This window comes from Marinobacter piscis (genome assembly GCF_007671655.1).
In the GTDB taxonomy this organism is placed as follows: Bacteria; Pseudomonadota; Gammaproteobacteria; order Pseudomonadales; family Oleiphilaceae; genus Marinobacter; species Marinobacter piscensis.
In genome coordinates this window covers 244,656-270,838 of record NZ_VCGX01000003.1, presented here as the reverse complement: position 1 = coordinate 270,838, position 26,183 = coordinate 244,656, and the positions used below count along the sequence as shown (strand labels likewise).

Genomic DNA, 26,183 nt, shown 5'->3' with positions numbered 1-26,183 from the left:
TTACTTATACGTCACACCGCTGACGCCTACGCCATTGCCGCCTCATCCAGATTCGGTACGCTGTACCGCATCTGGTCTTCCAGCGAGCTCCACGGGAAGTTACGGATTTTTTCCATGTGAGCGGGATAGCCTTCTTTTTCCCACCACTCCAGGTCCAGCGTGGCCCAGTAGTCTGCAGGGCGTCCGCGCTTGCCTGCCGCATCGTACTCGGCGGTGGTCGGGTCGAGATGGCGATAGGGTTCGAGTGCGGGGATATCCGGTAAAGGCTGGCTCACATCCATGTAACGCTGCAACTCATCCCAATGGGCGTACAGCTCCACTTTCTGTGTGCTGTGCACCTCGGCGACCGCCGTCTGCCAGCCACTGTAGCGGTGACGAAGCTGTAGCTTGTAGCTGACCGGCCCTTTGGGTTGGACGTGGTAGGAAATGTACGGGTCGAACTCGATAAATGGCGCCTCAAAGGTTTCTTCGCGCCAAGTGCGGAATTTGACCATGCCGCTGGGACGGAAGAAGCCGCAGCCCAGGTCTTTGACGATGAAATCGGGATTACGCTCAAGAAACCAGGTGAAGGGGTAGCGGAAGAAGAGGTGCAGAACAACTAGCCAAAACAACCACTGGAGACCGACGAAAATTCCATCGACACCAAATTTAAACGCAGTTATCGTCATCCCAATTAAGAGAACAGTTAACATCCATTTAAACAAAAAATAATCTGCGAATGAGCCAGCCAACATTAAAAGTAGTTGCCAACGTGTTTTTATAAACTCGGCAGGCTTTTGCTGATGAGTCCAGGCAGGTCCTGCCAGTTCTCTTTTGTCGCTTCCAGAGGCGCGTTTCTGGTACGTCTCAGTTGAGCTTGGTCGTACATGTATATCCAGACCCGAGTAATTTGCCCAGCTCAAACGTTCAATCAGGTCGCCGCCTTCCAGAGCCTTGGCAAATCCACCCGGATTTTCCAGAGGCTTCTGTTTTGGGATCGCGTCAGACCGAAAAGCTGTCTCATGATACTCGCTCATCGAATCCGATGTTTTATTGCTGCCACTCAACGTTCAGATCCTCCATCGTATGATCTCCTCGCTATGGTTTTACTGCGCAAGGTTCCCGTCCCAGAATTCAATAGCGTTCCTGCTCATACGATAGCACCAGCTTTACTGCGGCAGGCTTGCCGGTAATAGCCAGGCCTGGATTGGCAAATGACAGGTCAAGCCTGAACTATTGCACCTTAAGCGATTACCACTTGTTGTTGTAAAGCTTGTGACGATTGTCTTGTTTGAACCGTTCGTATTCCTGCCTGCTCATGTCCCGCCAGTATCTTGGGTCGCGACCACTTTTCTCGTCGTGGCGGAGAGTGCGTGGATCTTCGTGGCGGAAGGATTCGAACAACGGAATATCCGGCAGTGGCTGGGTGACATCCATGTACCGGCAAATCAGCAGCCAGAACGCCAAAACATCTTCCCGATTGGTGGTGGCAGGCATAAGTTGGTTCAGGGGTAAGGCCCACTCTTCAGTTTTGTGGACCAGGTTCAGGCGATACCAGAGGTTACCCTGGCGATCTGGCAGGGTGACAAGGTAGCCGTCCCATTCCTGAAACGGGGCCTGAGCACTGATCTGCCCTGCCCGCTGCTCGTCGGTGTCCGGGTCATGGTAGAGAGTGACCATCCCGGTGCGGCGGTTTAGCTCCCATTTGGGGCCTTTAGGGCGGCGGTAGATTATGTGGGGGAAGTGCTTTTCAATGAGATAACCAACACTCCATAAAAGTAACATCGGAATAAAAAAGTAGATAATCCAAGGTAGAACTGCTTCATCCCAAAAAACCTGAAAACCAGATTTATCACCGGTTTCCGCCCACAACACTATCATTCCTAGTGCAAACGGTATAAAAAGCCAAGTGGCAGCGATTCTTCCTCCATGTTGCATCCATAACAAGGCCCAGCTAACTCGAGGAAGTGTAGCGTATCGAATGCTAATTCCACTAATCCAGCCCGCTGGATTATAGGGTTCGCCGCCATTCGCAGCTTCTTGCTCGAACTGCTGCCTAAGATTTTCCTCCTCCACTATCGCTTCAGGTGGCCAAGTCTCTAAAACCATAGGCGGAAAAATGCCAGAGCGGCTGCTTTTCTCAAGAGCCCCCCCACCCTGCGTCCAGCCCTTTAAGAACAACTTGCTCTGCCCTGAAGGGGTATTTAGTTCGAGGCTTTTCCTGTTACCGCGATAAGCGGTGTCTTCGTACTGTATCAACGCAGTGTTGGTCATAAAATTATGCCAGTTTAGCTTATACCGTGAGTCTTTTGGTTAGCCCAGAAGGGCAGGTTATCTGATGTAAAATCCGGTTCTCCATGGATCTCTGGATCAAATTGGGTGTCGTCAGCCAGTTTTGGCGCAGGAAAAACCAGCTTTAAACACTGACCAACACCATTCCAGATGGCAGACCACTGGGCTCGTACTTCAATCCGTGAAACCGTAATACCAGGCCTGCGTTCAGGTAACACCAAATACAGTTTTTTCCCGCTTGCGTTGGACTCTTCAGCCACAACCTTTACGTCTTTAACCTTCGTTACTTCACGAGAGCCAAGCCCCCAGTTTGATCCTTTATACGATGCTTCAACCAGTCTTAATTCGGACCTTAGCGAAACCTCATCCAGCAAACCGCACAAATTGTTCTCTATCGTCACTTCCGTATTTACCTTGGAAAACTCTCGATCCTGATCTGCTGTCAAAACAACGCCACCCTTGACCACATTACTGTTAAAATTATGAACATTTTTTACAACAATTCGTGGTCGGCTAAGCAAGTTGGTCAACCGATAGAAAGACTCGTCTGGATCATTCTTTAAATGCTTAAATTCATTATCACTCTCGCCGCCGAACGGGCCACGCTTCAGCCATTCTTCCAGCGGCTCATCGTCAAGAAAAACCGCTGCAACTCCGCCAGCAATTGCTAATGTCAGGCCAAGCGCCACCCAACCCCAAGGGCCAGCAAGGGCCAACCAACCGGCCCCGTTGCCAGCTACATGCGCCAGCAACATACCGCCGTACATCGTCATTCCGGTCCCAACAATCGATATCCCATAAGCCGCGGCCGCATCGTAATCACCGGTATCTATCTCATGAACAAGGTCCAACGCTGAGACCAGAACTGCCAGCCCACCGGTGGCTATACCACCGATAACCCTTGTGGTAATTACTTTCGGAAGGGCTTTTTCCAACAAGGGGAAGAAGCGAACGATCAAGGTTCCTTCAGTTTTTATCCAAGCTCTATCCAACACCTTAGGTACAGATTTCCACATAGCTAGGTCTTTACTAGCTCTCTCTGCTGCCAGTGCACCAGCAAACGACAAATCCATGATTGCACTAACAATTCCTGCTCCAGCGCGGGCTCTCCCTTTGTCATTATTTATTTGAGACAGCAGTTGACGCTCATTCAATATATTGAAGGTTTCAATGAAGAACACCAAATAAGGAATTCTCGCATGATCAAAAAAACGCTCCCACTTGGTCGTCGATCGCAGCTGCCGATGGGTTTCAATAACTTCAGAATCCGCAGGCGCAGCGAAAACCTGCACTTCCCTTGCATGGCGGGTCTTCCCAGGGTCAACGTCATCGGCGGATGGCCCCAAACGTGATTTTGCCGTCGACGCTAGGATTTCACCTTCACTATTATAGAACTCGCCGTAAAATCGTTTATGCAGATTTGCTTTGTGGCGATATTCATTATCTGCCTGTGTAACGCCATTCTTTAGCCCAATTGCAGGATCTACGACCCCAATGATCAACCAGCCCTGGGGAACAGCGTTTCGGGCAACCAATTGCACAGCATCGAACAAATTGGGGTCCCGTGCCTTGGCCATGCGCAGCAGTGGCCCATAAAACTTGCCTGTTAATGAATAAGCGCGGGATTTCAATCTGTTCAGAAGTGCTTGTGAATGCTTCTGTAATCCATCCAGTAGTGTATTGACTGCCGCACTCCAACGCTTCAACTCGGTTACCAGCTCAAGACTCTTTTCATCCTTTGCTAAAGCCGCGAGAGCAACTGCCGTCAGCGATTGGGAGTCCTCAACCTCAGGCAGTGATTCGGAGATTTCTTTCAGATCATTCGGTCGGCAACGGCCATCACCGCATTCTTCAGGGTCGGAAGGCTGGTTCCTTGAGACCAAGAGTTCGTCACTGGGGAAAATCATCGCATGTAACGGCTGATCACTACCCTCTTCAATGATCCTCAGCAAAAGGTCATTGGCGTCGCGTACTTGGTACTCACTGACGACGTCCCGCTCGGATTCAGCATCCCAGTCGTTCGGGTTCTGACACAGAACCTGAAAGATATTACTACAAACCGAAAATCCTTCGAGATAGTCTGCCTTCTTCAGGGTAAAGAGATCCGCAAGAGCTGACTGGTACTCGGTAGATCTAATAGTATCTGCTACGAGCTTCTGAGCCCTGGCAAGTTCTTCCCGAGCGATGCGTCGTTGAGCCGAGCGCAACACCATGTGGAGCGGCCCGAAATAGGTCGTATCAAGGTGACAGGCAAAGTCATTCAAAGGGTTTTTATTCCCTCCCAACTTCTCAGGCAGAATAACCGACTGCACAAGTTGGGCACTAGCAATGTGTTCCGACTTTTGGGCCAGCTTAGCCACAGCTTCAATCAAAGACTGAGCTGACAATGCCTGAGTGACGTGGTGACGGACGCAAAACAGATGATCCTGCAGAATAACACCCCAGCAGCCAGCCTCTCTCGGCTCACCCAGGCTATCGCTGGCTTTACCGAGCGCTTGCCAGAGTTCACTCTCGTCGCCCCCTAACTGGCTCTCAAGTGCTGCCAGCCGGGCGGATGGAGCTCTCTTGAGAGCAGCGTCCCTGTAACTGGCTTTTTCCAAGGCGGAACTGGCGGACTCCTTGTTTTCTGCAAATGCCCGGGCTTCCTCACGGGCAAGAGAGTACAGGTTTTGAGAGTGCTGGCCTGCGAGATCATAGACACTCATCCACGGTCGGGCCAGGTTTTGTTCGAGATAGGGTTCTCGCAGTCTCATTTCGGGCAATTCAAGCAAAGAGATCAGGCGACCGGGTTTTTCCCTGTCTTCCGATTTGGAGGCCTCGTCAGGCAGCGGTTCAGGACCTTCGAGAGACTGGCATCGTTCCTTTCGCGCAGCATCGGAGACTTCGAGGTAAGCAATGCGTTGCGCAGACCACTGCACCTCGGAAAATGCCATCTGAAACTCAGGCAACAGGGACCGACTCATTTCACTGACCGGAATCCAGATAGCTGGCTGTGCTTTGCCTACAGCTGGCCGCCGATCTTCAGTCAGGTCTCTCCTGCTGCCTTGTCGATAATCCGTCAGACGGACGTCCCTAAACTCCATGACTCCTGAATCGGCGTACAGCACCTCCAGCTCTCGCCAGAGACGCCCCCTCCGGAAGACATAAATAAACCCGGGACGTACTGGTACAATATGTTCCTTCGGATGCGCTGGTTCTGGCTCAGGATCATGGATCAGCGTCAGGGGAACAAGAGGTGAAATACGGTTCCGTTGCTGCTCGATTTCCCGTTTTGTGGAAGCAACACCCTCAAATAACGCCACCCGGATGGCAGCGCCTTCTTCGGCAGCGATATCCATCCACAGGTTACGATTTGGCTCCCTCTTCCATGGCCAGACATGAAGAACTGAATCATCCAGGGCTTCTACTTCAACCTGCTTCTTCAACCACTCTTGCTGCTCATTGTTGGTTTCATCAAAGATTCGGAACGTGTGCCCTTCAGGGTGCTCCTTACCAATCACCTCAACAATCAGCGATTCGCCTTCACACGCAGGGCCACAGCTTGCGGACACTGGTTTTGAAACGTTATCAGACATCCCTGTCATTCCTTGCTTTTTATACCGGTAAATTCACATTCAAAGATTGGCGAAGTTCAATGCCTGCCACTGAGTCTCACTCAGAGTCGGCATTGGGAGCATGGTAAGCGGGTCAGGCCATTCCGTAGTGTGCCATCGCTCACTCCCAGGCTCACCAAGCCAGTAGATTACTCGCTGAACCACATCCGCCCCAGATTTTGAGGTAGGGGCTAGCTGGTGCCAGATCTGCGGATCGTAAAATCGTAAGAGTCCTTGGCGCTGGCCATCGAAACGCACCTTCAGTCGCGCTCTTAACCACTTTGTTATCGACTCAAAACTGCCCTCTGATTCCAGAATAAGGCCGCTTATTTGGCCATTCTTCAAACCTGCCAAAGCCCACTGGTATTCGGAGCTTTGCTGAGCAGCTTTCAGGATAACCGGGCTTTCATCCAAATAAAGCTGCCACTCTGTTTCGGCAAACAGGTAAACCCACTCCGGATTCTCCGCCTGTTCGTATAGCATCCTTACGATTGGAGTTCTCTGGCCAGATTCCAAAACCAGGTATCTAATCGTGTTATTCGTTGGTGTATCCAATGCCACGCCGCCCTCTCTTGAACTCATACAGCCTGATTCTTGCCACAAGGACAGTTACCCAGTGGGCAGCTACCATCAGGCTGCTGTTGGCACTGCTCAACAATACCGGTTCTTTGCATTCGCGCTTGCTTTAACCGGTGAGCCACTATGGCTTTGGGCTCAGCGTCCACTCGTTGATTGGTTTCTGCCAAACCTACAGGGGCAATAACTGCACCTGCAGCCGTGACCAGCCCCGGCATTTCCGGCACCTGCACCTTCTGCCCACTGCCTTTCCCGGCAGCTCCACCCGCGTTCACCTTGATACTGGCGCCGCCTACAGCAACGCCACTGGGATCAATCTTCAAAAAACTACCACCCGCCTTGAGGGTAATCTCGGCTCCCGCTTCGATCACGGCTTTCTGCCCGGCCTTGATGTGCAGTTCTGTGCCCGAATCACTGAGCCAGGCTGTGCCTGCCTTCAGGTGCAAGGAGCCGGTTACGCTGAAGCTGTGGTCTTTGCCGGTTTGTTCGCGTTTTTCGCCATCAATGGTTTGGTGTTTGCTGCCTTTTACGTGGCTGAAGCGGTCGTTTTCGACGGTCAGATGACTGTCATTTTTGATGACTTCGGTGCGGTTGTTTTCGGTGAGCAGGTCCAGGTCTTTCTGGGCATGAACATAGATTTGCTCTTTGTCCGCTTCGTCCTCAAACCGTAATTCGTTGCTGCCTTCGCCCTTGTGGGTCTGGGTTTTCAGGGTGGTGCGGGTTTTGTGTTCCGGCAACGCGTAGGGCGGTGTGTTGGTGGCGTGGTAGGTTCTGCCAGTAATGATGGGCTGATCCGGGTCACCATCCAGGAAGGAGACAATCACTTCGTTGCCGATTCTGGGTAGGGCCATGAAACCATACTGGCCGCCAGCCCAACCCTGGTTGGCTCTCAGCTATGCAGCGCTACGTATCAGTCATTACAGTTCTATTGCACCCTGGCCCGAAATAGCTGCCGGATCTGTTTGTTCTCTGACTTACTGACAAACACCCGCTCACCTTGGTCATCCAGGTTATAGAAGGTGGAAATGCTGTCCATGTGCTTTAAGCGGGCGTGAAATTTTCGGCACTGGTCTTCATGTTTTGCGGCCTGCTTTCAGCTTTTTCAGTGGCCGCCTGTTCGGTATTCGGAGCTTGCTGCTTCTTCAACTGATTCATCGTTTTCAATATAAACTTTAACCGCTATCGATTGATTATTTTTAATCAAAAAGAGACTTTGGGCCGGCCGCGCTTTTTACTATTCTTGCCTACCAATGGGTTGCCGCCCAAGTCCGCCTGCCATTGAGACAGCGGCCCCATGCGGGTAAATTTCAGACCACGCTCATAAGCCTGCGCGAGCTGTTCATTGAGCGCCTTAAGCGTCTCAGAAGGTTTTGCCCACTGAGACTCCGGGAGCGGTTTTGACCAGGCTTTAAGCTCTTCTGGAAGACGACGCACGGCCAGGGATTTGATGCGACGCTCGGTGATGATATGGGCGAGATAGCGATGAAAGAACCAGTCGCCGACTTTTTTCCACAGCCAAGACGGCAGTGACATTTCCTCACGGGCCTGCCGGCACTTGGCTTTGTAACCTGCCAGAGTTTCATCCTGCTTGGGCTCCGGGCAAGCATCAGGGCCTTCTTCCATGAAGCAACGGATGCACTCCCATTGCGCCAGGCCAGCGGTTTCGTGGCCTACGTTGATGCGGGCAGAGGCCAGTGCTGTTTCGGGGTCATCTTCCCTGGGAATAGCCAGCGTCAGGAAGGTGTGGGTAGCCATCAGACTGGGACCAACGTTTTGCTGGGTTTCGATGAAGGCGACCAGTTTTTCCCATGGGTATATTTCGTAAATAAGTTTTGGGTCGTGTTTTTTCTTCAGACGGAGGACTATGAATAAATATATGCTAATAACCACGATTTCAATTCCTAACAAGGCAACACCCTGCAGTACCAGTGTATTGCGACGCTCAATTGAAGAATATTCGTTCACGAAGGGGACCAAGGCGAAAGCTATCGTTCCAATCAAAACAAGGTACGTCATAAAGCCCGCATTACTACTCCAGAATGGTAGCTTGAACGCCTGAACTTCCGTCCAGCGGGGTATAGCTACTTCGCGGCGTTGCCGATTAAATCTGACAGGGGGGCTTTCTTTGACTGCTTTGTTGCCCAGAAAGTGCATGTAGAGGCCCCATGGCACAGTGATCAGGAGGTTTCCGACAAGCACAAACAAGGGTAATCCCCAGTCCCATCGACCTAGGTTGATTCCCATTTCCAGCGTGAAAGCTACAGCAGCCAGAGTCGTCAACAAGCTCAAACTCAAAAACATCAAAGAAAACTCAGCCCCGAACAGCCAGTTACCCCCTTGTAGGTCCAGCCAGCTCTCAGTTTTGCGCCGGACCCAGCCAGTTACATCCACCGCCCGCTCACCGGTAGTTACCGGTATCGGACTCAAGGTCAGTAACTGACCATCCCGGGAAGTGCGACGACTACCCGGCTCCCAGCCGCCTTCTCCAGCAGCATGGGGAAAGGTACTTGTAGTCTGTTCTTCTACCATAATCAGGATCCTTTGGGCGCCTCAACCAGCGAATGAAAACCAAAAGCACTGAGCATTGGTGCCAGCTTGGTATTCGCCTCAGTCAACGGTGCTACAAGCTGCCAGGCCTTCGTTTCATTCGCGGCCGTCATCGGCAAGTTGCCTTGCTCGTGTAGCATGAGCTCGTAATGGTATGCCTTTTCAGATTCTGGCAGCCAGCTGGCGGCACTCGACGGCTTGTAACGGAATGCGAGATAACAGCCGTTAATCGTATCAAGCTCCCGTGAGGTCAATATAATTTCCAGTGCAAGACCGGCGTCGCCCAGACTCTGCTTGAGAACGGCCTTGTTCCAGTGATCACTATCTGGCTCCCAGGTAGTTCCCTCATTCCGTAACACAGACCATTCCATATTGTCAGCCTGCAATGCCGATATTCCAGGCAGTTCAAGCCGAAAAGCACAATACCCGGTGCGGCCGTCCAAGGCCTGCTTTTCAGCTTTAACCAGAAGCGCCGGCTGGTACATCACCTTGGCCAGTTCGTGTCGTTGCTCGTCGGAACTCCAGTTTCTGGGTTCATTACCCCAGGCGCTGTGTTCGCACCAGCGTTGGATGTCAGTACGCGCATAATAGCTTTGAATCCAGTTGCCGATAAAAACAACCGCCGTACCTATCCAGAGATACGCGTTCAGCCCACGAAACACACCGCCAGCTAAAGACAACATGCTTCGATTGACAGATTTCCAGGTTATACCAGAGGCTGGTTTACGAAGAATATGGTAAATCCCACCGGATCCAGTAAAAGCCATCCTGCCACTACCAACAAGGAGCAGGCTGTCTCCTGTAAGAGTTATCAGCGCCGAAGCTTTTGTACCATCACTTTGCCCGTCGGAGCGAAGTATACTTAATTGTTTAAACCAATCCGCACCAGCAGCAAAAAATCCACCCCACGCAGCGATGGTACCTCCCCAGACATTCACACGAGCCAATCTGCTCAGCACCGCTTCTGTCTGAGAAACCGTCTGATAATAATAATTCAGTCGGGCACTCCCAATAATTGTCATCACGCTAGCCGCAGTACCAATGGTACCCGCCACACCAGAAACTGCATCCGCATAGCTTGCATCAGGAGCGTCATCACGGATCTTTTTAAGAGCATCCCACGCCCCAACCGCCCCAACTATTCCCATAAACGAAACCAGGCCAAGACCACCAATGCGTACCGACACATCCGCCGTGCTCTGTCCATGGACTATGCCACGGCCGTAGTCCCACATGCTGGTGAGCCCGCCACGGGCCTGCAGCCGTTTCAGTTCGTCCAGCTCAGACTGAACCGCCCGACCATAGGTGGTTCGGGTTATTCCACCGATCAGCAAAGCACCGTTGTGGAGCTCCCCCTCAACCGGCGAGGTATCCATTAACTGGAAGCCTCGTTCTCTGAGCTGGGTTGCCAGTAATTGCTTTCGAGTCCGGGCTTCGCCTATCTGCTGGTCATATTGGTGCTTATTGCTCTTGCGCGCTCTTGTGCTCGCCTCACTCCGTCGCTGCTCAAGCCGCTTCTCGTCTGCCAGAGCTTCTTCATGTTGTTGTGCCAGATGCTCAATTTCCTGCACCAGTGACTCATGCTTCGCAAGCGTATTTCCATCGGCAATATCCAGATCAATCTGATACAGCCGCTGATTCTCAAAAATATGGGCTTGCAGGCCAGGCGGCATTCGTTGAAATACCTGCTTCAGCCTGCCCTGCAAATTGGCGGCATCGGCGGCCTCAACCAGCTCAAAAAGGGCTATCCTTGCCGTCACATTGAGCTGGGCCAGATGATGGCTTAACTGTTCAGCCGCACCCGGCGGCAACTCGGGAAACTGAAAGTGCGAGCTATTCTCCACCAGTTCAAGCCACTCACGATAGGCCGTCGGGCCGCTCCTCGCCGCCATCAGGCTTTTAAATGCGTCGATCAGATCTTTGACAGCTCCGGGGATAATCTCTGGCTTGAGGTCGAGTGAGATCAGGTGCTGGTGTCCGATTTCTTCAAAGTAGAATTGCTTCAGAAAGCTGAAATCACCTTTCGCTTGCGACCACTCGGCAAGTATCGTGATCAGTGCATTGTCCAGCCCCAGTAGGGCACCGTAGTGCTTTTCACTGGCACGGTCATACAGATGGCCGTGCAGATAGAAGCTCTCTAAAAGACACTGTATATCTGAAACAATGCGTTGCTTTTCATCAGCAAACCATGAAAGAGCTTTCTGACTTTCCTCCAGATATGAATTCATTTCGTTCAGGCGCACCAGGTCAGCAATACCTTGCTGACCACTAAGTGCCGAACCATCAACCAGATTCTCCTGATACTCTGCCAGAGACTCGACGACATTAAGCATCTCACTCTGTGCCAGACCCAGTTCACCAGCCAGTGCCTGCGCCCCTTCACGCATAGCCCTTACTCGTTCACCATCTTCAGGCATAAAGCTTACCGTCATTGGGCCCGCTATTTTTTTGGTACTGTTCTGATACTCGGGGAAACTGTCAACAAGCTGCTTAAGCTCAGTCTTTTGATCACGGCTGGCCTGAGCAATTTTTTTAAAGATGACCTTGCCATCTGCATCTTCAACCTGGTCTGCAAATGCGTTTGCGACTTCTCCGATCCGCTCACCATCCAGACGAATCAAGTCACTGATAAAGCGAGCCGGGTAATACGTCGCATCTTCCTTTTCCAGCCAGGCCGTGTGATTGGTATCAACGATTCCCCAGGCATCAAGTAGGTCACTGATATGACCTGTAAGGTCATCAACCACAAGATAGGCATGGTCCTGCTCATACGCAGCCAGCCTATGAGAAAAGGGCTCCCGAGACCCGTCCATCGTATCCTGAGACCAGTACCAAGGGGGCAAATCGGTTTGGCCATCTATAGGAACAGCTGCTTTAACCGGGTGTTGCAGCAACTGCTCCAGATCGGGTTTGTTCAGTAACTGGGGGCTTCCCTTAATCGGACAATAACCGGATAACACCACCCGCCTCATAACTTCGCTACGGTAGCTTTCCCAGCGAATCAACATACTGCACTTTTTAGCCGTAAGTTGAGCGGACGAAAACAGTACATCGATATGGCCTCGGCGAGGCACAACAACGGCAGGTGTGTCTGGTGTGCCAGCACGCTGATCTTTGGTTGCATCGCTCCCGGTCCAAAGACGCTTGGTGACAGCTCCGCCTTCTGTTATCTGGTACTCATGCAGGGTATCCGGTGCATCAGAATGAAACAGATATAAATAACCATCCCGTACCTGACGGATACCCACGGGTTGAAAACCCAATTCATACTGCGATTCCAGCGCATCGTGATCCACTGGTTTATCAACATAGGCATAGCGGACGGGAATTAACTGAATATCGGTTCGAGTCAGCGGGCAGGCACCTTCTGCCGTAATGTCTGCCTGGCTTTGTCGATCTCCGGCGGCTACCGGGTCGCCTATTATTGCTCCCATTGCTCTGCTCTCCCTGCATCGTGTGTCTGAGCCAACTCCATTGCCATCAAGGCAGCCTGGCGCGCTTCAGGCCCTCCGGTATCTCTGGGACATTCCTGAAACAATTGATAAATAGCGGGTGCCACTCGATTCCACGCTGCCAGGTCACCCAGATACCCGTACACCGAGCACCAGTGCGTCAGCGCCTGCATGGATGTATATCCGTGATTAATGGCTTCGTTCATCAGGCGTTGAACGGCACCAACCACAACAGCTATCGGGTCATTCGTTAATCGGCCCGGGAAATAGGCCTTCAGGTGGCGGAACAACTTTACCAGAGTCGACCGACGGTCTGCGTCTGCGAGATGAGTCAGGGTGAGCTCGCTCAGCAAATAAGCTGCTTCCACGCTCTTCTCAGAACTCCTGTCATTATCCGACGTCCAGGAGTCATCACGTCGCTGACAGTACCAGCCGTCCCAAAGCGCATCCGGCAGTTGCACACCGTCTATTGTCGACCAATAATCTGACACACCGCCGCTCTCCGAGGATGCCAATAAAACCCTTGCGACCGTGGGGTCTGAAAAACGCAACAGTACCTTGTAGCCGAGTGGATGACGGGCTTCAATGAACCGGCGCAGGTGGTTGACGATCGCATCCATGGGTTCGTTGCTAATCAGGCCATAGCCACACTCAAGGGCCTGTAACTCCTTTAGCAATGGCTCCAGGCCCGGGTGTCCTTGCTCAACGCGAACCAATAAAGGCGCTACCTGCCGGATTTCCGCCCATTTTGTGCCGTCAAACAGGTTGCGATAGTCCGGGGTGTCAAAGAGCTCGTACAGCCACCGCTCTGCTTCCGCACGCATACTGCCATCGATCAGAATGTAATCAGCCTGAACATCGGCCCCCCGTAACTTCACACCGGATGGTGCATTAAACACATCAAGCATCGGAACCGCCTTGCACTCCATCGTCACCTGCTTCACAAATGGCGGTCAGTGCTTTGCCCTCCTGCAATGCACGAATCTGGCCTCCTGGATCAGGCTTCGCATTTACTCGCTGATCAACCTCAGCTAACGATACCGTTTCAGTCTCCGCCCCTAACGCTGTCACCAACCCAGGCATCGCCGGCACCTGCACCTTCTGCCCACTTCCCTTACCCGCAGCGCCACCGGCATTCATCTTGATGCTCGCACCACTCAGCGCCACGCCACTGGGATCAATCTTCAAAAAGCTGCCACCCGCTTTGAGGGTGATCTCGGCACCCGCTTCAATCACCGCTTTCTGCCTGGCTTTGATGTGCAGTTCTGTGCCGGAATCACTGAGCCAGGCGGTGCCTGCTTTCAGGTGCAAGGAGCCGGTTACGCTGAAGCTGTGGTCTTTGCCGGTTTGTTCGCGTTTTTCGCCGTCAATGGTTTGGTGTTTGCTGCCTTTTACGTGGCTGAAGCGGTCGTTTTCGACGGTCAGATGACTGTCATTTTCGATGACTTCGGTGCGGTTGTTTTCTGTGAGCAGGTCCAGATCTTTCTGGGCGTGAACATAGATTTGCTCTTTATCCGCTTCGTCCTCAAACCGCAGTTCGTTGCTGCCCTCACCCTTGTGGGTCTGGGTTTTCAGGGTGGTGCGGGTTTTGTGTTCCGGCAGCGCGTAGGGCGGTGTGTTGGTGGCGTGGTAGGTGCGACCGGTAATGATGGGCTGGTCCGGGTCACCATCCAGGAAAGAAACGATGACTTCGTTGCCGATTCTGGGTAGGGCCATAAAGCCGTATTGGCCGCCCGCCCAACCCTGGCTTACGCGCAACCAGGCGCTGCTGTGTTCATTATTCTCAGAATAGCGGTCCCAAGGGAAGCGTACCTTTACCCGGCCAAATTCATCACAGTGAATTTCCTCCCCTTCAGGGCCGGTCACTATGGCGATTTGCGGGCCGTCCATCAGAGGGCGATGACCGCACAGGGGCCGCCAGGTTTTATCCGCGGGTATAGCGCTGAAGGTGTTGTGGTAGCTCGTGGGTTCGGAGCCACCCTCTTCTTCCATGGCCTGGGGCTGTTTGCCGGTATGCGTGACGGCGATCAACAACCAGTCCCGATTCAGTTTGGGGTTGTCGTGCTCGGTGAGTTCGGTTTTGGCGCCGCAGGTGAAGTCTGCTCGGTTACTTTCCCCTTGAGCGGTGTTGGCATCGTTTCTGAGGGCGTCCAGCCTGGCTTCGGTGAACGGTTGGCCGCTGGCGTCTGCTTTGAAGCGGCCAGGATAGTCGAAATGCTGGTAATCCTGCCGTTGGTTGGCACTGGCGGCACTGTGTTCGTGCATCAGGGCGTAGGCGGGATTCTTGAATGTGTAGTCTTTGGTGGCTACGGATGCTGCACGAATCCGCTCTTCGTAGCGGAAGCGAAATACCGCGGATTGTTTAGTGCTTCCGCCGGCTTTGCCGTTGTATTCGGCTGCATCCAGCCTTGGCGCACCACCATGGTGGTCGGCCAGGATCAGGCCGGGCTGTTCGCTTCCGTCTACGCTGCCATGCTGGTAGCGGTAGTGCCAACCTTCTTCGGCGGCCAGTCGCTCAATAAACGCCAGATCACTTTCCCGGTGCTGTACGCAGTACTCCCGTTCCTGGGGGGCGCGTTTGAGATCAAACACGGAATCCACTATGCCCCGCTCTTCCAGCAGGGTGCGCACAATGGTATCGGTGGTTTGAGTCTGGAAGATACGGCTATTATGCATCAGCCCTAAACGCCACACAGGCGGCTGGATCATCAGTTCGTAGCGGGTGCGGCGGTGACCCGAATCGCCTCGGGCAAACTCATTAACTACCCCGGTAAAGCGGCGAATGGGCATGCCGTCTTCCCACACCACGAGATCCACCTGCTGCTCCAGAACCTCAGCCGCATCGATATCCGGGTCGGTGCTGGCCAGTTCAAGGTGGCCGTGAAACAGCTCGGATAAGCGTTCAGTCAGCGTAAAGCCGACAACGGAAAATAGATCAGAGGGGAGTTCGCCAACACGGGCGGTAAACTGCAATCCGCTTGCCTGGGGCATATCTTCAGTCCTTGAAGGTATGGTTCTGTATGAGTCCGGGCGAGGATTCTGTCGGAAAAATGCCTGTTAATCAAACCCGACCTGCCGTAAATGAGCATCAGGACGACACTTGTGCTCTTGTCTTTGTCCGAAAAGGCCGTGTCCACCATTCCGACATAAGCACGCCAAGTAACGTCAGCCCACCGCCAACAAGGTGATACAGCCCAAGCGCTTCGCTCAGCATTACAGAGGCGATAACCGCGGTAAGAATAGGCACAAGGTTAAAGAAAACACTGGTGCGACTGGGCCCCAGATGTTTGATGCCCGTCATCCAGGCCAGCGGGGCGCCAATTGAAGCGAAGCCACAGGCAAACAACACAAGCGGCAGGTTATCACTATTCAGACCTGCTTGCGGTGACACTGCAAATAAAGGAAACAGCACCACAACAGCAACCAATACCTGCACATACAGTAACTCCATGGCGGGCAATGGAATCTGCCATTTTTTCAGTAGTGTGCTGTAAATCGCGTAGGCCGCTACGGCTACCAGCATCATGGCATCGCCGCCATTAATGCCCTGTTGAGTCAGTGAGGTCAGGTTTCCGGAAGTAATAACTATCAAGACACCCAGAAAGGATACGATCGAACCCACGACAGCCCCCACAGTCAGTCGGTGGCCAAGCGCTGCGATCGCCAGCACAAGCGACATAACAGGCATCAGTGCAAGTACAATACCCATATTGGTGGCTGTGGTTTTCGGGGCCGCAAAATACGCAAGGCTCTGGTAGATCGCCATCCCCAGAACGCCCAGCACAAAAATCTTGCCTGCATTTGCCTTGATAACAGGCCACGACCGTAATGTCGGCCTCAGTAACACCGGAGTAAGCAGTACAGCTGCAAACAGCCACCGATAAAAACCTATTTCTGCCGGGTATATAACGCCCACTGTCAGCTTATTAACGACAGTATTGCCCGCCCAGAATATAACGGCGAGCAGCGGAAACGCATAGTACATAGTTACAAACCCCGGTAAACGTTAAAAAACTGAGTCGCTATTATCCTCCTGTCCTTATCAAAGGCTATACTGATTACCAGACAACATGGCGATGGTTTAAGACAAGGTGAACAGAAACTATATCGAGATCCCCACCCTCCGCGAATTACCCGGTCCGGTGTATTTTCGTTATGACGAGTTCGGCGCCGATACGCATGCAATCCCCCACCGCCACCAATGGGGGCAACTGAACTTTACGGCTCGTGGCGTGATGCAGCTGGAAATTGACGGACGGCCATTCATATCACCACCCAATTACGCGGTATGGATTCCACCCAACGCACTGCACAGTTGCTACAACCGCGAATCCGTCGTCTATCGATCTGTCTATATTGGCCTTGAGCATTGCCAGTCCCTGCCGGACCGTCCCTGTGCTGTGTCTATGAGCCATGTTCTTAAAGCCATTCTGAATGACTTTGCCGAGCGCGACGTTACCACCCCGGTGAGTAAAACCGACCTCAATCTTGCACAGGTGTTGCTGGATCAACTGTACCTGGCCCCCAGGGAGGCCGATTATCTGCCTTATGGCTCCAGCCCAAAGGTGAACCAGATATTGGAAGAGCTGCGCCATAACCCCGGAGACAACCGTCCTCTGGCAAGCTGGGCGCAGCAGGTGTTTGTAAGCGAACGCACTTTGGCGCGGCATTTTATGCAGGAACTGGGGATGAGCTTCGGGGAATGGCGTCAGCGCTTACGCTTTCTTGCCGCTATCGAGGCCCTTGAACAGGGGCGGTCTGTCAAAGAGCTGGCATTTGACATGGGTTACAGCAGCGGCTCTGCCTTTATTACCATGTTTCAACGCCAGGCCGGTTGTACCCCGGAGCAGTACCGGCGCCAACAGACCTTTCAGGCACCTCTGTAGCAGTCACCAGATACAGATTAGCGGCTTGATGAAAGTCGCCTCCACCACCCCGAAAATATCCTACACTTTACGGTGTCTTTACCGAGAGGGGATAGCAATGAACGTATTCGAAGCGTTGAGGGAAGATCACGATATACAACGAAAGCTTCTGGAGTTGTTGGCAGAGACGACCGGCGATGAAGAATCCCGCCGCCAGGGCTTCAAAGCTCTGAAAACCGAGCTGACCGGGCATGCCGCTGCGGAAGAGCAGTGCTTTTATGCTCACTTGATGCAACATGAGCAGACTCAGGATAAGGCGCGCCACAGTGTGGCCGAGCACCACGATATTGATGAATGTCTGGAAAAACTTGAAGAAACCGACTACTCAAGCCCCGAGTGGCTCAAGAGTTTAAAAGAGCTTCAACACCTTGTGACCCACCACCTGGATGAAGAAGAACAGGAAGTTTTCCAGATGGCCGGCAAAGTACTCACGGATAAACAAAAAAGCGATCTGGCCGGTCAGTACCGCCAGGAAATGCGAAAGCGCCGTAACGAGTGACCAGTCCAAGGGGCCCCTCAGCAATGAGGGGCCTCACTTAACTTCCAAGTTGCCCCGGGACGGGCCTTACAGGAGGTCCTTGCGCAATTGTGCAGGGCTCTTGGGCGACAACAGTCCCGGAGGCACATCAAACACTGTTTTAGCACCTACGTCACCCGAGCTGGCCATTTTATGAACTGCCCGGGCATAGGCCACCAGCACACTGGCGGTAAACTCCGGGTTACTGCCAAGGGCAAGTGAGTACTCCATGGTTTGTTTGCTCTGGGTACCCGTCTCGCCGCTGCGAATCACAAAACCGCCGTGTGGCATGGCACTGTGCTCAGCCGCAAAGGTTGCTTCATCGATAAAGTTAACCGTTGTATCGAAGGGCTCAAAATAGTCGGGCATGGTAACGATGGCGTTACGCACTGCTTCTTCGTCTGCCCCGTCTTCCAGAACCACAAAGCATTCACGCACGTGTTTTTCACGGGTAGACAACTCCGGCTGTTCACCATTACGAACGCGAGCAATCGCCTCTTCGGACGGCAATGTATACTGGACACCCTTCTTCACACCGGACACTCGGCGCACCGCGTCAGAGTGGCCCTGGCTCAAACCCTTGCCCCAGAAAGTATAGGTTTCACCTTCCGGCAAAATGGTTTCACCGAACATACGGTTCAATGAAAACATGCCCGGATCCCAACCAACGGACAATAAGGCAACCTTTCCGGATTTCCGTGCTGGCTCATCCAGTGCCGCGTGGTGCTCGTTCACCTTGGCGTGGGTATCAAAGCTGTCCACCGTATTAAAAAACTGTGCCAGGTAAGGACCTTGCTCAGGCAGATCTGTTTTGGAGCCTCCACACAGAATCATGACATCGACTTCGTTCTGATACTGCTCTATATCCGCCATGGGATACACGGGCACATTACTGTCAAGCAGAGTTACGCTTGCCGGGTCACGACGGCTGAATACACCGACCAACTGCATGTCGGGGTTCTGCGCCACCGCCGACTCGACTCCTCGCCCAAGATTGCCATATCCGGCAATCGCTACTCGTATCTGATCTGCCATGCTGGTTTACCCTATTTCATTCAAAAATGTATACCGAACTTATTATACGGCCGATTGCAGGCTTGGCCTAGTGCACGCTGGCTTTTGAAAATACGTTGATGACGAATACACCCGTCACAATAAGCGCCATTCCCAGCACACTTGCCGCATCCAGCTTTTGATCAAATACCAGCCAGCCAATGAGTGCTATCAAAACAATCCCGGAACCTGCCCAGATGGCGTAAGCAATACCTACCGGAATGGTTTTCAGGGTTAACGAGAGCAGGTAAAAAGCAACGCCATAGCCGATAACGACCACCAGGCTCGGAAACAAACGGGTAAAACCCTCACTGGCTTTCATGCTTGAGGTTGCAACAACCTCAGCAATGATGGCGGCTGCTAAAAACAACCAGCTTTTCATTTGCCTGCCCACTCCACCTGTATACGCCAGTCAGCTGTATAGCGCTGCCCCATTGAATCAGTTTTGCGGCAGTACTCTACCAACCTTCACCGTTATATAAAACACGCCTCCGCTGCGCTGATGCGTTGGTATCGTGCCACACAGCCTCTGGCAACAGGTTACTCAGGCTTATAAAGACGCTGGATACTGGAGAAGTCCAGTGTCCCATTGCCCTGCCCGGCATGCAGCTGAAAGAGATTGCGGGCGAGAGCCCCCATGGGGATCGACGCATGGTTTTTCACCGCATTATCGAACGCCAGCCCAAGATCCTTGTTCATCAGGTTCACCAGAAACCCACCTTCATACCCTCGCGATGCCGGCGCCGTCTCCATCACGCCTGGCCAGGGGTTATACACATTCAGCGCCCAGTTGCCGCCGGAGCTCTGTTTCATCACTTCCGAAAGAACAGCGGGGTCCAGCCCGTTCTTTACACCCAGCGCCAACGCCTCACTTGTACCTGCCATCAGAATCGCCAGCAGCATGTTGTTGCAGATTTTGGCAACCTGGCCAGCACCATGATCGCCGGCATGGAAAATGTTCTTGCCGACGGCTTCAAGAATTGGCTTTGCCTGTGCGAACGTGTCCTCTGCTCCGCCGCAGATAAAGGTAAGTGTTCCAGCTTTGGCACCCGCCACTCCGCCGGAAACGGGTGCATCAAGAAACGGGATATCTCTGGCTGCGGCCTGCTCGGCGACGCCACGAGCGGTTTCCGGAGAAACAGTGGATGAATCAATAACCAGGGTGTCTTTGGGTAGTGCCGCCAGCAAGCCGTCTTCGCCCAGGTAGACAGCTTCAACATGTTTGCCTGCCGGTAGCATGGTGATGACACACTCTGCTCCCTTGGCCGCCTCATGGGCCGTTTCTGCAGTTTTTGCGCCTTCCGAGACCAGTGCTGCAACTGCATCTTCGGAGAGGTCAAATACCGTTACGTCGTGCCCGGCTTTCACCAGATTGCTGGCCATTGGGCCACCCATGTTGCCCAGACCAATAAAAGTAATTGCTGCCATAATCATCCCCTTGTTTTTGTATTCGGTTGAATGGGCCGCCCAGATACAGGCGGCCTGTCAGGCTATTTCTCGAAAAAACTGTCAATCCACTCGCTGTCCATTTCGGCAAGCGAGGCATAACGCCAGCGTGGCTGTTTGTCTTTATCGATCAGCAATGCACGCACACCTTCGGCAAACTCACCTTTAATGAGACAGTTCCTGGAGAGGATCAGCTCTTTATCAAGCACCTCCCGCAGGCTATCGAGACGGCAGTTGCGCAGATGCTGCCAACATATAGCCAACGATGTCGGCGATGCTGCTTTCAGTGCCCGGGTCGACTTGGCGAGCCAGCCATCCCCTTCGGCTAACTCCTGCATCTGTGCAACCATATCCATGAGAGTGTCGGCATCGGTTACACGGTTAATTTCATCGAGGTGTGTACGCACCGGGGATTCAGGCAATGCATCCGCGCTTTGGTTTTCGTGTTGCCTGAGCGCACGGCTGACCACAGCAAAAGAATCATCTCCCTGCCAGTTGCTACTGGTCAGCGCAGTCACTACGGATGCCTTAAGGTCCTGCCGGATAAAGCGATCCGCCAGGCCAGTGAACAGAGCGTCTGAAGCATTCAGGCGAGCACCGGTCAGACCCAGGAATAGCCCGGTTCGCCCGGGTGCACGGTTCAGAAACCAGCCCGCAGCGACGTCCGGGTATAGCCCGATACTGCTTTCCGGCATTGCCAGCATGGAGGCTTCCGTGACCACCCGGTGAGACGCGCCGGCCATGATGCCCAGACCGCCCCCCATCACAATGCCGTGCCCCCAGCAAACGACCGGTTTCGGATACGTATGGATCAGGTAGTCCAGCTCATACTCTTCCGTAAAAAAAGCTTCCCCTTCGCTGGGCCCCGCACTTCCCGGCTCGGTCATACTGCGGTATAGCGCGACTATGTCACCGCCGGCACAAAACGCCTTATCACCTTCGGCTTCAATCCAGACCGCTTGCACACGGTCATTCGCACCCCAGCTTTCAAGTTGGGGGGTCAGTTGCCGGATCATTTCAAGAGAAAGCGAGTTCAGTGTTTTGGGCGCATTCAGTCTTGCCACGGCGATCAGGAGACCATCGGCGGTTTCCCACTCTTCAAAAACGATCGGCTGGTTACTTTTTTCAGATGGATGACTCATATCTAATCCTTAAAGCAGCAGGTGCCGGGTTTCAGCGGTTCTTCCATTCCGGCTTGCGCTTATCGAGAAACGCGTTCACACCTTCTTTCTGATCTTCGGTCGAGAACAGTTCAACAAACAGCTCACGCTCCATGCGCCAGCCGTCACTGTGACTGCGACTGTCACGGGCACTCATCACCAGGCTCTTGCAGCGGGCAATGGAAGACGGGCTTTGCTTACACGCCATTTCAGCCAGCTCCAGTGCCTTTTCCAGTCCCTGGCCACTGGCAACAACTTCTTCCACCAGGCCAATCTGCAACGCTTTGTCCGCGCTGACCCGTTCGCCGCACAGAATCATACGTTTCGCCCAGCCCTCACCTACAACCCAGGGCAGATTCTGGGTTCCGCCGGCGCAGGGCAGCAACCCCACAGAGGCCTCGGGGAGCGCCATTTGGGCATGCTCTTCAGCCACACGAATATCGCATGCAAGCGCGCACTCAAGGCCGCCGCCCATGGCATAACCATTCACGGCCGCAATGGATACGCCCCGAAAGGCTGTCAGCGCAGAAAATGCTTCACCAAAAAGCTGCGCCATTTCATTGGCCCGGGCTTTATCACCGTCAGCAAAGGTTTTCAGGTCGGCACCGGCGGAGAAAAATTTCTCGCCCTGCCCGGTCACAACCAACGCAAAAATGTCTGCGTCCTCGTTGAGTGCACGTATCGTTTCTGCGAGGGCAGGCAGAGACTCCGCAGTCCACGTGTTGGCCGGCGGATTATTGATTGTCAGTATTGCGATGTGCCCGCGCTTTTCGAGCTGAATCAGATCACTCATCATCGTTCTCCTGTTATTTTGGTGGATTATTGAATGGCCTCGGCCACACCATCATCCAGCAGGCGCCTGGCCACAATCAGACGCATAATTTCGTTGGTCCCCTCCAGTATCTGATGCACTCGCAGATCACGCAGGTAACGCTCCAGAGGGTATTCCCGGATATAGCCATAACCGCCATGTAACTGCAGTGCGTCGTTTACGACATCAAAGCAGACATCGGTCGCGAAACGTTTGGCCATGGCACAGTGCAGCGTTGCTTCAGCATCACCGCTATCCAGCTTGAACGCCCCCAGGCGCACCATTTGTCGCGCGGCAACCAGGTTGGTGGCCATATCGGCAAGCTTGAACTGCAAAGCCTGAAAAGCGGCCAGGGGCTTACCAAACTGCTCCCGTTCGTGCATGTAGTTACGGGCTCTCAACAGCGCAGCCTGCGCTCCACCTAAAGAACAAGTGGCAATATTCAGCCGGCCGCCATCAAGGCCTTTCATGGCAATGGCAAACCCCTCACCTTCTTCTCCCACCCGACTGGTCGCGGGAATGCGCACGTTCTCAAGGCTGACCATACGCGTGGGTTGAGATCGCCACCCCATCTTCTCTTCATTCTTGCCATAGGAAATGCCGTCAGCATCCGCAGGCACTACGAATGTAGAAATCCCCCTGGGGCCCGAATCCGGCGCTCCGGTGCGCGCCATCAGCACGAGAATATCTGTATCGCCGGCACCGGAGATAAACACTTTGCTGCCACTGATCACGTAGCTGTCACCTTCCCGGACTGCTTTGGTTTTTATGCTGGCCGCATCCGAGCCGGCGCCGGGCTCCGTCAGACAGTAAGATGCCAGCCATTCACCGCTGGCCAGCCTCGGGACAACCTCTTGCCGGAGCTCGTCCGAGGCAAAACTGGCTACCATCCAGGTTGCCATATTGTGGATGGTTATAAACGCCGCCGTTGAGGGGCAGGCGGCTGCAAGCTCTTCCACAATCACGGATGTGTCCAGCCGGGAAAGCCCCATGCCCCCCAGGGCTTCGGGCGTATAAATTCCCATAAAACCCATCACGCCGGCTTCTTTCAGCACATCGACAGGAAAGATATGTTCATCGTCCCACCTGGCCGCATGCGGGGCCATGGATTTCTCAGCGAACGCCCGGGCTGCTTCGCGAAACGCCAGCTGATCTTCAGTCAGATTAAAGTCCATTGTCTGGCTCCGTGTTACCAATGCGATTAACGCAGCTGAATAGAAAAGTTTGCTTCAGCCTCGGCCGTTGCTTCACTGGAGAACCAGCGTGATGTCACCGTTTTGGTTTCAGTGTAGAAGCGTACAGCCTGCTTACCATAGGCATGCTGGTCGCCATAGAAGGAGCCTTTCCAGCCAGTAAACGAGAAGAATGGCAGAGGCACAGGGATAGGTATATTCACACCCACCTGACCCACTTCAATTTCATGCTGGAACTTCCGGGCGGCACCGCCGGAACTGGTAAAGATCGACACGCCGTTACCATAGGGACTCTTATTGATCAGTGAGATGGCGTCTTCAAGGTTTGCCTCCTCCATGCAGGCAAGCACAGGGCCAAAGATTTCTTCGTTATAAATATCCATCTCGGTGGTTACACCGGAGAACAGTGTTGGGCCAACCCAGTTGCCATCCGGCAGCCCGTCCACTGTGCAGCCACGGCCATCCAGAAGCAGGTTTGCACCCTGGGCTTCACCGGTGGCGATAAGCGACTCTACACGTTCCAGGGCCTTTGGTGAGATCACCGGGCCATAACTGGCACCAGAGTCATTCCAGGCACCCGGACGGACCTTGGTCATGGCTTCTTTCAATTCCGGAATCCAGGACTGGGCCTCACCCACAAAGACGGCGACCGAAATAGCCATGCAGCGCTGTCCTGCAGCTCCTACTGACGCACCGACCAGGGCGTTAAGCACCTGCTGCTTATCGGCATCCGGCATAATAACCATGTGGTTCTTGGCGCCGGCGAAACTCTGAACCCGCTTCATATTACGGGTACCGGTTTCATAGATATAACGCCCCACTGGTACCGAACCGACAAAAGAAACCGCCTTGATCACAGGGTCGGTAAGCAGAACATCGACCTGCTCTTTACCACCGTGCACTACCTGGAGCACGCCTTTGGGTGCCCCCGCTTCTTCAAACAGCTCCGTCAGTCGCATCGGAGTAAGCGGGTCCTGCTCAGACGGCTTGAGAATGAACGTGTTGCCGCAGGCGATCGCCATCGGAAACATCCACAGCGGAATCATGGCCGGGAAGTTGAACGGCGTGATGCCGGCACACACGCCCAGCGGCTGAATCCAGGAGTGAGTATCAACCGACCTTGCCACATTTCCAACCGTCTCGCCCATCATTAAGGAGGCAACGTTGGCGGCATGTTCAACCACTTCAATCCCGCGCCACACATCCCCTTTGGCATCATCAAAGGTCTTGCCGGTCTCCTGGGAGAGGATCTCGGCAATTTCATCGTGATGCTCTTTCAGCAGCGCCTGATACCGCAACATTACGCGGGCGCGCTCTGATACCGGGACTTCCTTCCAGGTTCTGAACGCATCAGCAGCGCTCTCGATGGCTTTGCGCATTTCCGCATCTGTGGCCGCGGGCGCCCGGGCTATTACCTCATTGGTGGCCGGGTTGGTAACATCAATCCAATCGCTGGTCTGGCTCTGGACAAACTCACCGGCAAGGTACAGTGGAACATTTTTCATTGTGAAACCCCTGTTTGTTGTTGTGCGGAGGTGGGCTAAAGCAAGGGTGCTTCGGCCATATATGCCTAAACTCTAGCACGGCCCCGGGCCTTTTATGATTGACTAAATTTCGCCCATAATGGATTATATTTCGATCACCTCGCAGTGAGCAGTAACGAAAATATGGCACAAACCTCTCAATGGCCAGTCCCCGGCGACAGCATTCGCTACGTGGTTCCAGCGCCCACTATTCGCCTTTTGTCTGAGCACCCACTTACCCGCGACCTCTACCCTCTTGCCTTTGGTCATTACCGGCACGCGGCTGGGCACCACATGCACAGAGAGCACCACCGCGACAATCTTTTGATCTATTGCACCGATGGTCAGGCCTTCCTTAATATGGAAGGAGAGTCCTATACGGTAAGTGCCGGCGACCTGCTGTTGCTGCCTGCCGGCACCCGTCACCGGTATACGGCACACCCCGAAGCCCCATGGACGATTCACTGGGTGCACTACACTGGCCCTCTGGCCACTGATTTTCAGAAGTACATGGGGTTTGACAGCTCAGTGCGCATCCGCCACCTCGGTCGACAACCAAGGTTGCTGGTGGACTTTAATGGTTTGCTCTCCGTTCGGCAGACCGGCTTCCGGGCCAGCGGACTGATTCACGCAGCCAACCGCCTGCGCCAGCTGCTGACAGCCATCCCGATCAGTATTGATGACACCGGACATGAACGAACCGCCGAGCTGGATACGATCCACAACTACATGCACGAACGCCTTGATGAGCGGATTACCCTGGAGCAACTGGCAGATCTGGCAGGCCTCTCCCCTGCCCACTTTGCAACGCGTTACAAAGAACAGACGGGAACTTCTCCCATTCAGCATTTTCTCCACCTGAAAGTGGAGCGCGCCTGCCAGATGCTGGATGCCACCAGCCTGAGCTTTGCGGAAATAAGCCATCGCCTGGGTTATGACGACGCCTACTATTTTTCCCGTCTGTTTAAAAAAGTAATGGGACAGTCACCCAGAGACTACCGCCACACTCCCAGGCACTGACACATTACAAAACGCTGCAGGGAAATAGCGGTATTATTGATTTGGAACATTTATTGTTATTCATCAATTTTGTACGCTCCGCGCGACCTGCATTTA

19 protein-coding genes and 1 pseudogene are annotated in these 26,183 nt (G+C 53.5%); 3 read left to right on the top strand and 17 right to left on the bottom strand.

Annotated elements, in window-relative coordinates:
- Window positions 1-26: 26 nt before the first annotated feature.
- The 10 genes and pseudogenes from FFI95_RS12180 to FFI95_RS12135 form a co-directional block, all read right to left on the bottom strand.
- Window positions 27-1,046: a DUF1761 domain-containing protein gene (locus FFI95_RS12180; protein WP_144822927.1), complete on the bottom strand. Its 1,020-nt coding sequence runs from the start codon at window positions 1,044-1,046 to the stop codon at window positions 27-29.
- A 184-nt stretch (window positions 1,047-1,230) separates the two neighbouring features.
- A complete protein-coding gene (locus FFI95_RS12175; protein WP_144822925.1) occupies window positions 1,231-2,253 on the bottom strand; it encodes a hypothetical protein in 1,023 nt (340 codons plus the stop codon).
- 14 nt (window positions 2,254-2,267) lie between these two features.
- Window positions 2,268-5,846, bottom strand: coding sequence for an MFS transporter (locus FFI95_RS12170; protein ID WP_144822923.1), 3,579 nt, complete (start codon window positions 5,844-5,846; stop codon window positions 2,268-2,270).
- A 39-nt stretch (window positions 5,847-5,885) separates the two neighbouring features.
- Complete coding sequence (locus FFI95_RS12165) at window positions 5,886-6,446, bottom strand: DUF4123 domain-containing protein (RefSeq protein ID WP_144822922.1); 561 nt, start codon at window positions 6,444-6,446, stop codon at window positions 5,886-5,888.
- A pseudogene (locus FFI95_RS12160) lies at window positions 6,443-7,333 on the bottom strand (type VI secretion system Vgr family protein); the annotation flags it as partial. The gene FFI95_RS12165 and the pseudogene FFI95_RS12160, both read right to left, overlap by 4 nt.
- Window positions 7,334-7,640: 307 nt before the next feature.
- Window positions 7,641-8,831, bottom strand: coding sequence for a hypothetical protein (locus tag FFI95_RS12155; RefSeq protein WP_144822920.1), 1,191 nt, complete (start codon window positions 8,829-8,831; stop codon window positions 7,641-7,643).
- Window positions 8,832-8,971: 140 nt separating this feature from the next.
- A complete protein-coding gene (locus FFI95_RS12150; RefSeq protein ID WP_144822918.1) occupies window positions 8,972-12,421 on the bottom strand; it encodes a toxin VasX in 3,450 nt (1,149 codons plus the stop codon).
- Complete coding sequence (locus FFI95_RS12145; RefSeq protein WP_178976268.1) at window positions 12,409-13,347, bottom strand: DUF4123 domain-containing protein; 939 nt, start codon at window positions 13,345-13,347, stop codon at window positions 12,409-12,411. Before FFI95_RS12145 ends, FFI95_RS12150 begins: the two co-directional genes overlap by 13 nt.
- Window positions 13,340-15,430, bottom strand: a complete 2,091-nt coding sequence (locus tag FFI95_RS12140; RefSeq protein ID WP_144822914.1) for a type VI secretion system Vgr family protein — start codon at window positions 15,428-15,430, stop codon at window positions 13,340-13,342. The genes FFI95_RS12145 and FFI95_RS12140 overlap by 8 nt, the downstream gene beginning before the upstream one ends.
- Window positions 15,431-15,527: 97 nt before the next feature.
- Window positions 15,528-16,424 carry a DMT family transporter gene (locus FFI95_RS12135; protein WP_144822913.1) on the bottom strand — a complete coding sequence of 299 codons (897 nt, stop codon included), beginning with the start codon at window positions 16,422-16,424 and terminating at the stop codon, window positions 15,528-15,530.
- 106 nt (window positions 16,425-16,530) lie between these two features.
- Here FFI95_RS12135 and FFI95_RS12130 point away from each other — a divergent pair, with 106 nt between their 5' ends.
- Together FFI95_RS12130 and FFI95_RS12125 are read left to right on the top strand one after the other, a co-directional pair.
- A complete protein-coding gene (locus FFI95_RS12130) occupies window positions 16,531-17,325 on the top strand; it encodes an AraC family transcriptional regulator (protein WP_144822911.1) in 795 nt (264 codons plus the stop codon).
- Window positions 17,326-17,422: 97 nt separating this feature from the next.
- A complete protein-coding gene (locus FFI95_RS12125; RefSeq protein WP_144822909.1) occupies window positions 17,423-17,863 on the top strand; it encodes a hemerythrin domain-containing protein in 441 nt (146 codons plus the stop codon).
- Window positions 17,864-17,929: 66 nt separating this feature from the next.
- Here FFI95_RS12125 and FFI95_RS12120 read toward each other — a convergent pair whose 3' ends face one another.
- From FFI95_RS12120 to FFI95_RS12090, 7 genes are all read right to left on the bottom strand, one after another.
- Window positions 17,930-18,916, bottom strand: a complete 987-nt coding sequence (locus FFI95_RS12120; RefSeq protein ID WP_144822907.1) for a diaminopimelate dehydrogenase — start codon at window positions 18,914-18,916, stop codon at window positions 17,930-17,932.
- Between the two features lie 67 nt (window positions 18,917-18,983).
- Entirely contained in the window at window positions 18,984-19,316 is a 333-nt protein-coding gene (locus FFI95_RS12115) for an SMR family transporter (RefSeq protein WP_144822906.1), read from the bottom strand.
- Between the two features lie 158 nt (window positions 19,317-19,474).
- The gene (gene mmsB, locus FFI95_RS12110; RefSeq protein WP_144822904.1) at window positions 19,475-20,362 is read right to left on the bottom strand and encodes a 3-hydroxyisobutyrate dehydrogenase; all 888 of its coding nucleotides are present in this window, start codon (window positions 20,360-20,362) and stop codon (window positions 19,475-19,477) included.
- 62 nt (window positions 20,363-20,424) lie between these two features.
- The gene (locus tag FFI95_RS12105; protein ID WP_144822902.1) at window positions 20,425-21,522 is read right to left on the bottom strand and encodes an enoyl-CoA hydratase/isomerase family protein; all 1,098 of its coding nucleotides are present in this window, start codon (window positions 21,520-21,522) and stop codon (window positions 20,425-20,427) included.
- 31 nt (window positions 21,523-21,553) lie between these two features.
- Window positions 21,554-22,333, bottom strand: coding sequence for an enoyl-CoA hydratase (locus FFI95_RS12100; RefSeq protein WP_144822900.1), 780 nt, complete (start codon window positions 22,331-22,333; stop codon window positions 21,554-21,556).
- Between the two features lie 26 nt (window positions 22,334-22,359).
- Complete coding sequence (locus FFI95_RS12095) at window positions 22,360-23,526, bottom strand: acyl-CoA dehydrogenase family protein (protein ID WP_144822898.1); 1,167 nt, start codon at window positions 23,524-23,526, stop codon at window positions 22,360-22,362.
- Window positions 23,527-23,552: 26 nt separating this feature from the next.
- The gene (locus FFI95_RS12090) at window positions 23,553-25,049 is read right to left on the bottom strand and encodes a CoA-acylating methylmalonate-semialdehyde dehydrogenase (RefSeq protein ID WP_144822896.1); all 1,497 of its coding nucleotides are present in this window, start codon (window positions 25,047-25,049) and stop codon (window positions 23,553-23,555) included.
- A gap of 162 nt (window positions 25,050-25,211) precedes the next feature.
- Here FFI95_RS12090 and FFI95_RS12085 point away from each other — a divergent pair, with 162 nt between their 5' ends.
- Window positions 25,212-26,087 (top strand): AraC family transcriptional regulator, encoded by an 876-nt coding sequence (locus tag FFI95_RS12085; protein ID WP_144822895.1) that lies wholly within the window; start codon window positions 25,212-25,214, stop codon window positions 26,085-26,087.
- The last annotated feature ends 96 nt before the right edge of the window (window positions 26,088-26,183 follow it).